General features: G+C 71.1%; 9 protein-coding genes. 4 read left to right on the plus strand and 5 right to left on the minus strand.

Features of this window, described 5'->3' with window-relative positions; translation table 11 throughout:
- Window positions 1–260: 260 nt before the first annotated feature.
- Window positions 261–1,328 (minus strand): alpha/beta fold hydrolase, encoded by a 1,068-nt coding sequence (locus LQ326_RS04495; protein WP_234532745.1) that lies wholly within the window; start codon window positions 1,326–1,328, stop codon window positions 261–263.
- A gap of 514 nt (window positions 1,329–1,842) precedes the next feature.
- Between LQ326_RS04495 and LQ326_RS04500 the strand changes: the two genes are divergently transcribed.
- Entirely contained in the window at window positions 1,843–2,271 is a 429-nt protein-coding gene (locus LQ326_RS04500) for an organic hydroperoxide resistance protein (protein WP_234532747.1), read from the plus strand.
- A 418-nt stretch (window positions 2,272–2,689) separates the two neighbouring features.
- Here the strand turns inward: LQ326_RS04500 and LQ326_RS04505 are convergent, their stop codons facing one another.
- Together LQ326_RS04505 and LQ326_RS04510 are read right to left on the minus strand one after the other, a co-directional pair.
- On the minus strand, window positions 2,690–3,265 hold the full coding sequence (locus LQ326_RS04505; protein WP_234532863.1) for a hypothetical protein: 576 nt from the start codon (window positions 3,263–3,265) through the stop codon (window positions 2,690–2,692).
- A gap of 1,003 nt (window positions 3,266–4,268) precedes the next feature.
- Window positions 4,269–5,183, minus strand: coding sequence for a DMT family transporter (locus tag LQ326_RS04510; RefSeq protein ID WP_234532749.1), 915 nt, complete (start codon window positions 5,181–5,183; stop codon window positions 4,269–4,271).
- Between the two features lie 330 nt (window positions 5,184–5,513).
- On the opposite strand from LQ326_RS04510, the gene LQ326_RS04515 reads away from it, so the two are divergent.
- The gene (locus LQ326_RS04515) at window positions 5,514–6,572 is read left to right on the plus strand and encodes an MGDG synthase family glycosyltransferase (RefSeq protein ID WP_268206673.1); all 1,059 of its coding nucleotides are present in this window, start codon (window positions 5,514–5,516) and stop codon (window positions 6,570–6,572) included.
- 68 nt (window positions 6,573–6,640) lie between these two features.
- On the opposite strand, the gene LQ326_RS04520 is transcribed toward LQ326_RS04515, so the two are convergent.
- Window positions 6,641–7,459: a polysaccharide deacetylase family protein gene (locus LQ326_RS04520; protein WP_234532752.1), complete on the minus strand. Its 819-nt coding sequence runs from the start codon at window positions 7,457–7,459 to the stop codon at window positions 6,641–6,643.
- A 65-nt stretch (window positions 7,460–7,524) separates the two neighbouring features.
- Window positions 7,525–8,415 (minus strand): SDR family NAD(P)-dependent oxidoreductase, encoded by an 891-nt coding sequence (locus LQ326_RS04525; RefSeq protein ID WP_372496724.1) that lies wholly within the window; start codon window positions 8,413–8,415, stop codon window positions 7,525–7,527.
- Between the two features lie 316 nt (window positions 8,416–8,731).
- Between LQ326_RS04525 and LQ326_RS04530 the strand changes: the two genes are divergently transcribed.
- Window positions 8,732–9,607 (plus strand): DMT family transporter, encoded by an 876-nt coding sequence (locus LQ326_RS04530; protein WP_234532757.1) that lies wholly within the window; start codon window positions 8,732–8,734, stop codon window positions 9,605–9,607.
- 436 nt (window positions 9,608–10,043) lie between these two features.
- Window positions 10,044–11,372 (plus strand): PP2C family protein-serine/threonine phosphatase, encoded by a 1,329-nt coding sequence (locus tag LQ326_RS04535; protein WP_234532759.1) that lies wholly within the window; start codon window positions 10,044–10,046, stop codon window positions 11,370–11,372.
- Window positions 11,373–11,797 lie beyond the last annotated feature (425 nt).

The following is an 11,797-nucleotide window of genomic DNA, read 5'->3' on the forward strand; positions in this document are numbered from 1 at the left end:
CTGAGGTAGGAAAAGGAACTGGCGTGCAAGCAGCAGCAGTTGACGGCTGAACTATACCGCTCTCACGGCGATGCGGCGGACACGGCGCAGGAGTCCGCCGGCGGAAAGCGCCGTTTCCTTCTCCGGCGTGAAAGATCCTGGGGATTGATATGCGCTTGTATCAGACCGTTACCGGTGATCGCTCCTTCAATACGGACAGAATTCGTGGGGAGACCGTCAGCAGGGCCGGCAAGATGGCCGGCTCCGCGAGGCTGTCGTTCCTAGAGGTGGTCGGCGTCGACCACGGCCTGGGCGAAGGTGGTGGGTGCTTCCTGGGGCAGGTTGTGGCCGATGTCCGCGATGGTGCGGTGCTCGTAGGGGCCGGTGAAGTGGTCGCGGTAGCCCGTGCCGTTGCCGGCCGGGGTGAACGGATCGAGGGCCGGGTCGAGGGTGATCGTGGGAACGTGGATCGGGGGTTGTGCGGCGAGCTGCTTCTCGTAGCGGTCGTAGCGGTGTTCGCCCTCGACGAGACCGATGCGCCAGCGGTAGTTGTAGAGGACGATGGCGGCGTAGTCGGGGTTCTTGAACGCTTCGGCGGTGCGCTGGAAGGTGGCCTCGTCGAAGTTCCAGTTGGGGGAGACGAGCGTCCACACGTAGCGGCACAGCGCGATGCGCTTTTCGACGTCTTCCATGGTCTTCTTGCCGCGCTCGGTGGCGAAGTACCACTGGTACCACCAGTTGTGCTCGACGGCCGGCGGGGCCGGCTCGAGCTGCGCACTGACCTCGGTGATGATGTAACCGCTGGTGGAGACAAGGGCCTTGACGCGCTCGGGCCACAGCGCGGAGATGATGTCGGCGGTGCGCGAGCCCCAGTCGAAACCGGCCAGGACGGCCTTCTCGATCTTCAGTGCGTCCATGAACGCGATGATGTCGAGCGCGACGGCAGACTGCTCGGCGGTGCGAGGGGTGTGCCGGGACAGGAAGCGGGTGCTGCCGTGGCCGCGCAGGTAGGGAACGAGGACGCGGTAGCCCATGTCGGCGAGCAGCGGGGCGACGTCGACGAAGCTGTGGATGTCGTACGGCCAGCCGTGCAGGCAGATGACGACCGGGCCGTGAGCGGGGCCGGCCTCGGCGTAACCGATGTCCAGCGGGCCCGCCGTGACCTGCTTGATCGTGCTGAACCCGGTGTGGGTGCCCGGGGTGACGGCGGGCACCGTCGGGACGGAAGCGCCGCCCGCCCTGTACGAGGCGGTCGCGGCCGACGCGCCGGCCTGCAGGCCGGCCAGCGAGACCGCGGCCGCGCCGGTGCCCAGGCCGACGGCCTTGCTGAAAGTGCGCCTGTTGATCATGGGAAATCCTCCGTCATGCGTTTCCGGTGACCGGCCCGCGCCCGGGAAGGCCCACCCTCGCATCGGGCGTACGAGACCACCGTGCCACTTGGCGAGACGACCCTGACACGCAGCTCGTCACCTGTCAAGCCGGTGACGAAGAGGTGTCGCCGGCTCTCGCGCTGTGCGGCGTGGCGCCCTGGCCGCTCCCGGCCTGAGGGTGCCGCCACCTGGCGGTGTCCGGTAGTCGCGCAGTCGTATGACGTACATGCGCACCGGTGTAGGAGCTGTCGGCCTTGCCCGGGCAGACGGTCCGACTCCCCGGAATCGCCAACTCTGGTGAGTTGTCGTGGTATTGGCGGCGGTGAGGATCGCGGGGCGGCCGCAAGTCACCGTCTTGACAGGTGATGCGCACGGATGCTGTGATTTCGTCACCACCTCAACCAGTGACGCAGTAAAGCTGCCTGGTCGGCAGGCGACCGGGGCGCATCGAAGTCCTCTGAAGATCTAACGAACCCAGATGGGGAGCACAGCCATGGCAGTCAGCTACACCGCCGTTGTCGACGTCGACGGAGAGGGACGGAACGGCGGACACGCCCGTTCCTCCGACGGTCAGCTGGAGATCGACCTCGCCCTGCCCAAGGAGCTCGGCGGCGCCGGCACCGCGACCAACCCCGAGCAACTTCTCGCCGCCGGCTGGGCCGCCTGTTTCCTCGGTGCCCTGCGGCGCGCCGCGACCTCCCGCAGGATCCGGCTGACCAGCACGACCATCACGGCCGAGATCACCCTCACCCACGGCGACGACGGCGAGTTCTCCCTCTCCGCGGTCCTCAACCCCGTTCTCGGCGGTGTCGACCAGGCGACCGCTGAGGAACTCGCGCATGCCGCGCACCAGATCTGCCCGTACTCCAAGGCCACGCGCGACAACATCCCGGTCACCATCAACGTCGCTGCCGCGGCCTGACCCGCCCCCTCGACCGCGGGTCCGGTGCCCCTTCCACGCCACGGCGCGGGACCCGCCCCCCAACCCCCACCTCCACCCCCGCGGCGCCGACCGGAAGACACCGGAAGACAAGGGCGGGACATGGCCTCCATGGCGCACTCACACGTAGGTGCCGTCGGCATCGCCGTTCATCCGCCGGCACGGCCAAACGGCCGTCCCGAGGTTCGGGAAACCCAGTAAGCCGTGACCCCCACCTGTACGCAGGTATGGAACCGGGCGGAGAGCGCGGTGCTGTCGGGGTACGGCCCGGCGGTTTCTATGGCCGGGGTCCTGAACACCGTCATCGTAAAGAGTGAACTGGCCGACGGTACATGCTCGAGGCGGCCGCCGTGGGCCTGACCGTCCGTGACCGTGAGCGGACGACGAGCGTCAGTCGCGTTCAGTCGGCCGTCGGCGTGCTCTGCTGTTGACTGGACTTGATGACGGTGTACATGACGGAACGCTGCTGCTTGTGACGCCGGATGCGGCCCTTGGCGACCAGGGACTCGAGGGTGTTGCGCACCACCTGGGGGGTCGGGTTGCGGTCCGGATACTTCTGCAACAGCTCGTCTCGCAGTTCCTTCGCCGGACGAGGCTCGTCGTGTGCGCCGAGCAGATCCGCCAGGAGGTCGGCGAGCAGAGGCCGGCGCGGCCTCCCCTTCGTGCCGGCCTTCGCCGTCTGGCTCGCCGGAGCGGTCTTGGCGGACGTCGAGCGCCGCGCGGTGGCTTTGGCGGGGGTGCGCTTTTCGCGCGGGACGGCAGGCTCGTCCCGCACCTGCTCGGGCAGACGCGAGGCGTCCGCCAAGCCCTCGTATCGCTCGGCGAGCTTCAGGATGTCCGCCAGGAGGGCTTCCTCCCGCTTCAACGCCGAGAGCCGCTCCGTCAACTCCTGCTGGCGCCGATGATTCTCCTCCAGGTCCGACGCGGCTTGTTCCAGATACCGCGATCGGAGTGTGTCGGCTGACTGGCTGGTCACAACCGTTACTCCCTCGATATGAATGACGTTGCGCATGGTACCCATGCCGAGGGGCCCGTGCGGATAAGTGTCAACGCCTGATGCTTCGCCGAGCATGTCTGCTCTTCACGATAAGCGCCGATATGCCTGCGCACGGAGCGATACCCCGCTCTTCCCGGCTGCTCCTGACGGTGCCGTCCGCACGGGATTCATGATGGTCGTACTGTCGGGTAAGTGTGTCGTCCCACCGCTCGTGCCGACCTCGGTCGGCCGTGGTGTGCGGACGTGGTGCGGGCCGCCGGAGCGGAGGGACCCCCTCGCCGGTGTCTTCCGGCGCCTCATGGAGGTGCTGTTGCCTCCGCCTTCGCGACGCCTGCTGGACACCTTGCGGGCAGGTCGTGCGTGACCACACCCGGCGCCGGTGACATGTTCGCACTTCGCAGCCACCGGGTCATGTGTCTCCGAGGCACGCAGGAAACACGTGAGATCCCCTGACCCACATATCTTGTGATCCGTTCCGTGATCGACCGATCCGCATCGTGACGTGTGTCTGCGCCGCAGGCGTATGGACAGAGGTGATGCAACCCGCGAATGTGCGGTCGGCGCGCGCGGCGGGTGGGCGGGAGCACGCCCGTGCCCGGAGGCATGAGGTCAAGGCAGCCGCCCCAGAGTGCCTCCCGGCAGACCGATTCGGCGGCGCATGCCGCGCCCGCGACGGCCGATGCCCGACTCACTTTCGGCCGCCGTTCGGACTTCGTCCTCGTGACAGCCCCCTTTCATCTCGCAGAACGCGTCGCCCGCAGCACCATGGAGCGCGGCGCCGCCGCTGCGGCCCACCCGGTCCAACGCATTCGACTAGTTGCGCGCGATGCCATCACCGAGTGGCCGTCGACACACCACTCCAGCGGACGTGACCGCGGTGTGGTCGGGGCCTTCGGACAGATCGCGTCACCGACGTGGGCGGGCGGCCGAAGCGGTCTGTCACACGGATGTGCTGCCGGCTGCCTGGCCCCCCCCGCGTGCCTCACATGTCACGGCGGGCTCCTGGTGGCTCCGGCTCCGCCTCGTCCCAGCCACCACCGTCGGTCACCACGGGCGACCGGGTCAGGCCAACGATGCCCGTCGCCATCAGGCCGACGCCGACGGCCTCGGGCAGCAGACGCCAGCCCAGCGCGATGCTCTCCCCGAACAGCAGGCCGCCGAGGGCGACGCTGATCAGGGCGTCTCCGATAGTCAGGGCGGGCTGAGAGGCGGCCAGGGTGCCCGCCCGCAACGTCCACTGGAGCAGCAGCACACTCAGCAGGCCGGTGACGGCACCGGCGTAGGTGTGCCAGGTGGTGAGGACGGCGGCGGGGCCTTGCGGGAAACGTGCGGTGACCTCCTTGATGAGTGCGGCGGTGACCGCGAAGCAGGCGGCGGTCGCGGCGCCGAGCGTCGCGGCCTGCCGGGGGCCGCGTACCGCAGTCGCGGCCGCCAGCAGGACGCCGACGCCGCAGGCCAGGCCGCCTCCGACGGCGAGCCAGCGCCAGTCGCCGGCCCGCTCGACCGTCCCGGGCGACGGGGAGGCACTGAGCAGGAAGACAGCCAGCCCGCCGGCGAGCATCACGAAGGACCACCACGTCCGGCCGTCGGGACGGCGGCGGAAGACGACCGCCCCGATGAGCAGGGTGAACAGCAGTTCGCTGGCGAGCAGGGGCTGCACCACCGACAACTGTCCGGCGTCCAGAGCGATGACCTGGAAGACGGCGGACAGCATCATGGCCGTCGCCCCGGCCCACCAGTACGGACGGCTGAGCAGTCCCGCGAGCCGGGCCGCTACCGCTCTGGCTCCAGAGCCGGAGACCTCGTCAGGCTCGACGGCGGCCCGGCGCTGCAAGACCGACGCCGCCCCATTGGACAGCGCGGAGAGCAGGGCCATGGCGACGGTGAGCAGGTTCATGCGAAGTCCCGTCGTTCACAAGGATCCGGCCGACAGCCGACGAGCCCCGGCGGGCGGGCGGCGGCAGGCGGTGAGGATCCGCCGCGCACATGCTTGTCCGTCATGAGCACGGACAAAACCTCTCATCCGCCACCTATGACGGGCGGGTGTCTGGTGCCGACCTCTGTGGGGGTCGCCTGTTGCTCACCGCCCGATACAACGCAATCATGAACTTTATGCGTGCTTGCGTCCCGTTCATCGGCTCTGTCCCTCGTGTTCCCGCGTTCGAATACGGTGGCGTCGAGCCGGAGCGCGTCTGACGTGAGCCGTCTGCTGGTACTGAGCGCGAGCATGGGGTCGGGCCACGACGCGGTGGCCGGCGAACTGGCCCGGCGACTGAGTGCGGCCGGGCACGAGACTGTCGTCGCGGATGTGCTGGAGATGCTGCCGGCCCGCATGGGCACCGCGCTGCGTGGTCTCTACCGCTCGATGGTCCGGCACGCCCCCCTGGTGTACGCCGGCATCTACACCGCCTTCTTCCGCGCCGGGGGCGGGGCGCGGCCGGGCAGCGCGCCGCTCGCCACGCTCGCCGAGGGACGGCTGCGGGCGGCGGTGGCGGCCGAACGTGCCGATGCGGTCGTCTCGGTCTTCCACCTCGCGGCCCAGCTGACCGGCCGCATGCGCGCCCACGGACGGCTGCCGGTGCCGAGCGCGGTGGTGATCACCGACTTCGCCGTCCACCGGCAGTGGCTGCACCGGGGCAACGACCTGAACCTGTGCCTCACCCCGGAGATCGCGCGGGACGTGCGGCACCGTCTGGGGCGTCCCGCAACGGCCTGCGGTGCGCTGTTGCCGGACCGTTTCCGCCCGCACCCGGACGGCGAGGCGTCCTGGCGCCAGCGGCTCACAGCGGGCCACGGGCGCCCCGTCGTGGTCCTGTCCACCGGCGCGTGGGGGGTAGGCAGCCGGCTCGGCGCGACGGCCCGGCTGCTGTACGGGGCCGGCTACCTGCCGGTCGTCCTGTGCGGGCGGAACGAGCGCCTGCGCCGCCTCCTGTCGAAGGTGCCGGGAACGCTCGCCATGGGATGGGTGGACGACATGCCGGGCCTGCTGGCGGCCGGCCGGGCACTGGTGGACAACGCCGCCGGGCAGATGGCCCTGCAGGCGCTCGCCGTCGGCGTCCCGGTCGTCGGGTACCGTCCGATCCCCGGTCACGGTGCGGAGGGTGTACGGCGGATGGCCGTGCTCGGCCTGGCCGAGCACGCGGCTGACCCCTGGGAGCTGGTGCGGTCTTTGGACCGTCTCACCTCGGTGGGAGAGACAACCGCTCGTCGAGTGGCCCCCGACGGCCGCTTCTTCCAGGGCGACGTCGTATGTCCCCTCGAACAGCTGGCGGCCGGAAGCCTCTGACGTCCCTGCCGGACCACCGATCTCCACCATGTGCAGCGATCGCTGCCGACCTGCCTTCGGCTGCCGGATCACCGGAGCGCGGCGCCGGTGCCCGCACCTGTGCCGGTGACGCCGGTCGTCCCGGCGCTGCTGTCGCAGTCCGGCCCACCCCCGACATCGTGCTCGCGGAGCGGGCCCACGGTCAGGCCCGCAGTCCGGCAGGCGCTCACCACGGTGGGCAGCGCGGCCAGCGTGGCCCGCCAGCAGCCCGGTGCGGAGTGGCGGTCGGTGTCGTGCAGTACCACCGTGCCGCCGCCCCGAAGGTCACGGAGGACCGTCGCCGCCACGGACTCCGCGCTGGCCCGCGCGGTCCAGTCGCGGCCCCAGGCCGTCCAGAGGACCGGGCGCAGACCGGTGCGGCGTGCGGCCAGCAGCCGGTCGCCGGTCAGGATGCCGTACGGGGGCCGGTACCAGGTGGGGGCGGTGCCGGACACGTCGGCCACCGCTTGCGCCGCGCGCGCCAGCTGTCGCGTCTCCAATGCCGGCGCCGGCCACCAAGGGCGGTTGTGCCGCCAGCCGTGGACCGCGAGTTCGTGACCGCGTCGGACGATGTCGCGGCACAGCCGCCGGTGGTACATCACCTGCTCTCCGAGCACGAAGAACGTGACACGCACCCCGATCTCGTCGGCTGCGTCCAGGAAAGCGGGGGTGGATCGCGGATCGGGCCCGTCGTCGAACGTGAGGGCCACATGGCCGGTGTCGCCGACACCGGCCAGGGACGGCAGCCAGGTGCGGCGCGGGCCGGCCAGCCAGGTCCCGGCCGGCACGACGTGGCCGGCGGCGACGAGTGCCGGGACGGCGGCGACGGCCTTGGTGAACAACCGGCTTCGGCCGGCACCGACCCGCACGTCCTTCTCCTCTCATCCGGGAACCGCTCCTCCCACGATCTCGCCCTGCCACACCGGGACACCGTTCAGCCGAACCTGGCCGCCAGGCGACGGTACGACGCGGGTGCGAGGGCACGAACCGCGGCCGGCAGGCGGAGCCAGCCGGGCACGAACACCTCCGGGCGGTCCCTGCCCACGGCCTCGACCACCGCGGCGGCCACCCGTTCGGGCGGAATCGGCCGCGGACGGGTGCGCGAGTAGGGCACTCCTCGCCTGGCGAAGAAGGGAGTGTCCACCACGCCCGGCACGACATGCGTCAGCCGCACGCCGGTGCCGTCCAGCTCGTACCGCAGCGCGTCCGCGAAAGCGCCCAGGGCTGCCTTCGCCGCGGAGTACACCGCTTCCTCCCGTACTCCGACGCAACCGGCGACGGAGCCGATCAGCACCAGCCGGCCGTGGCGTCGCGCCACCATGCGGGGCAGGATCTCCCGGACCAGATGCACCACCGAGCCAAGATCCACGGTGAGTACCCGGTCCACCTCGCTGCCGGGCATCGAGGTGAACGGCCCGGCCCAGCCCACCCCGGCAGCGGCGACCAGCAGGTCGATGTGCCGCACCTGGTGAAGAGCCCGGTCGAGGAGGATCCGGGCACCGTCGGCGGCGGCCAGATCGCAGGGGATCGCGACGCCTGCCGTCTCCCGCGCCACCTCGTCCAGCCGGGCGGGGTCACGTCCAGAGACCAGCAGGTCCCACCCGTCCTTCGCCAGGCGGCGGGCGACGGCCGCCCCGATCCCCGAGGAGGCACCCGTCACGAGCGCCACACCTGTTGTGGAAGCGGTACCCGCCAGGGGGAGGGCCGGGGGCGGGTACGGGTCCGCTACGGCGCGTCCCAAGCTGACCTCCTGGAGCGATGGCCCCGGTGTGGCGGCCGGGAGTCGCGAACCGCCCTGCTCGTGAGCGAGCCTTCCCGTATCCATGTCTCCGACGACGTCTCCGACGGCTAGAACCAGACGTTCGAGGGGTAGCCCCAACGTATCGCTTTCAAACCTTCTCCCCGCCCGCCCAACGGTCCGGCTCCGGACTGTCGAGGGCCGTCCCGGCTCTCCGGGCAGCCGGGCCCGGGACCGCGTCGAACGGGACCGGCACTGCCCCGATGCGCCCTGCCGTGTCGGGTCGACGGGCCGTCCAGGCCGAAGGGCGATGGGCCGTCCGGGTGTCTTTGCCGAACGGCCCAGACCGGACTCCCGCCTTCCCGAACCCCGCGCCGCGGGAAGGGCAGGAGGATGGCACACCGTGATCTATCTCCTCAGCGTGCCCGCCGCCTGCCTGCTGGGTTTCGGTTTCGTGCTCCAGCAGCACGCGGCCGAACGCGAACCGCTGTCTCTCATGCTGTCTTTCAGACTGCTGGTGGACCTTGCGCGGGTGCCGCTCTGGCTGGCCGGTATCGGGTGCATGGTCATGGGTCAGATTCTGGGGGCACTGGCACTGACTCGGGGGAGTCTGGCCGAGGTGGAGCCGTTGCTCACCCTGAACCTCCTTTTCGCGATGGCGCTGGCCCGGTGGCTGGGCGACCAGCCCCTCGGCTGGTCCGGGTGGCTCGGAGCGGCCGCGCTCAGCTGCGGGGTCGCGGCCATCATCCTGGCGGGGCGCCCGTACAGCGGTCAGGGCCAGGTCGGCGTGGTGCGGCACTGGGTCGTGATCGGCTGCGTGCTGGCTCTGGCCGGTGTCCTCGTCGTCATCGCCAAGCACCTGCGACTGCTGTACCGCCCGCCCCTTCTGGCCGCCGCGGCCGGGACCCTCTACGGGCTCCAGGACGCCCTCACCCGGGTCTCCGGTCACATCGTCGGCGCCAGGGGAGTCGCCGGACTGCTGGTCTCGTGGGAGCCCTGGGCCGTCGTGGCCCTGGCGGTAGTGGGGCTGGTGCTGGTGCAGAGCGCGTTCGAGGCCGGGCCGTTGCGGCTGTCCCTGCCCGCGTTGAGCGTCGCCGAGCCCCTGAGCGGCATCGCCTGCGGCATCGGCTTCCTCCACGACGAGCTGCGCACCACACCGGCCGCACTGGCCTGGCAGGCGGTCGGCGTGGTCGCGGCGGTCAGCGGCGTCATCGTTCTCGGACGGCACCCGGTCATGCCCAGTGGCAAACGGCGTCCCGAGCCTCCGGCCCACCACTGACGCAGCGTCCCCCGACACGGCGCTGACGACTCCGGCCCGGCAGACCCGCCGGGATCCGTCAGCGAGTTCCCGCGAACCTTGTCCCGCGTTGCCCCCGGCCTCGGCCCCGCCCCGTTCCCCGCGATCCAGTGCCGCCGCCCCGCAGCGCGCCGCTCATGTCGCCTCGGCGCGGGCGGCAGGCCGCCGGACGGCCGGAGACGACTTCGTCAGGACCGCCGAAGCCCGCGGCGCCCACGGCGTACGCACCGGCGACCCGGCCGCCAGCTCAGACCATCGGATTCTCACTCGCCGGCCCGCGGCTGGAAGCGAACCATGGAGACGTCCAACCGGGGAGGTCGGCAGCGGAACAACCGGCGGCCGTGCGATCCGTATACCGCCGTGTGCGCCGCGCGGCTCGGTGACGCGATAGGAGCTGCCCGGCAGGGGGAAGGCGGAGATGGTGGACGACTTCGAGGTCGACGGCGTGGTGCAGCGGGCGCTGGACCGGCTGACGCTGCTGGCCGAGGCGACCACCGCGTTGTCCAGCACGCTCGACCCCCGAAAGAGCCTGAGCCGGGTGTGCCGAATCATGGTTCCGCAGCTCGCGGACTGGGCCGCGGTGGATCTCCTGGAGGACGACGGCCGGCCGTTCCGTGTCAGCGTCGTACACCGTGATCCCGGTGTCCTGCCGGTCGGTGGCCTGACCGGGGCGCTGCCTCCGGTTCCGGAGGTTCCCGTGGGGCCACTGGCTCGGGTCCTGGCCGGTGCGGGCCCGCTTCTGCTGACGAGCGCGAACATGTCTGCCGGCCGGCGGGCGACAGACCCGCTCCACGCGCGGCAGCTGGAGCTGTTCAGGCTGCTGGGCACGGACACCGCGATCGTCGCTCCGCTGCGAGCACGCCGCCAGGTTCTGGGCGCGGTGACCGTGGGCCGCAGCGCCGGGCGCGCACCGTTGACCAGCAGTGATCTGGCGTTGGTGGAGGACCTGGCACACCGCATGGCGCTGGGGGTGGACAACGCGCGGCTGCACCAGCAGACCCAGCACATCGCCGAACGCCTCCAGCGATCCCTGCTGCCCGCCCTGCCCGCCCTGCCCGCCCTGCCCGCCCTGCCGGCAACCGGCCCGCTGCAACTGGCCGCCCGCTACACGCCCGCCGCGGCCACGGCCGAGGTCGGAGGCGACTGGTACGACAGCTTCCCGCTGCCCACCGGCCACACCACGATGATCATCGGCGATGTCACCGGCCACGATCTGCGGGCGGCGATCACGATGAGCCAACTGCGCAACATGCTGCGCGGCATCGCCTGCGATCGTCAGGAACCGCCCGGGAAGATTCTGCGCCGCCTGGATGTGGCCCACCACTCGCTGTACCCGCGGGCAACCGCCACCTGCCTGTACGGCCTGCTCGGCCAGAACCACGACGGCACGTGGAGGCTGGAGTTCTCCAGCGCCGGACACCCGCCACCGTTGCTGATCACCTACGACGGCGACACCCGCTACCCGGCCGGCGGCCACGGCCTCCTCCTCGGCGTCGACCCCCAAGAGGTACGTCCGGACGCCGCCGAAGTAGTGGCGGCCCGCTCCACCGTGCTGCTCTACACCGACGGCCTGATCGAGCGCCGGGGTGAAAGCATGGACGCGGGCATGACCAGGCTGCGCCAGCACGCCGCCGCCCTCGCCCGCGAGCCCCTGGACGCCTTCTGCGACGAACTCCTCACCGGCCTGGCTGCCGATCATGCCGATGACGTCGCCATTCTCGCCGCCCGCTTGCCTGTATCTGCCTAGCATGCGGGGCGTCGCTTCTGACACACCAGTAATGGCGCTGAAGCCCGCGCCAGAGCCTGCCGGGAGTCCTGGCCTCCTCTTGCCGTACGGGGGCGGCGAGCTGGGTTCCGGCAGTGTCCAGGGCGGAGAGACGTCGCAGCCGAGCCGCTGAGACGGCGGGCGAACGGATGCGCACCGTCCGGGAGCCCGTCGTCAGGAAGTTCTGTGGCGGAGGGCGTCGAGTGCGCGGTCCATGGGGCCCAGAACGGGAGCCGCCAGCTTGTTGGTCCATGAGGCGCAGAACGCACCCGCCGCCGCACGGCCCGTCTGGCACCACCGCTCGCTTCCTGCCGCCCGCATCGCCTGACAGTGGCGGATCACGAACGGACCGGCCGGCCGAACCTCCCACGGCTGCGGCCCTTTCCCCTCCGCTTCCCCTCCGCGCT

This window comes from Streptomyces shenzhenensis, from assembly GCF_021462265.1.
Classification (GTDB): Bacteria; Actinomycetota; Actinomycetes; order Streptomycetales; family Streptomycetaceae; genus Streptomyces; species Streptomyces shenzhenensis.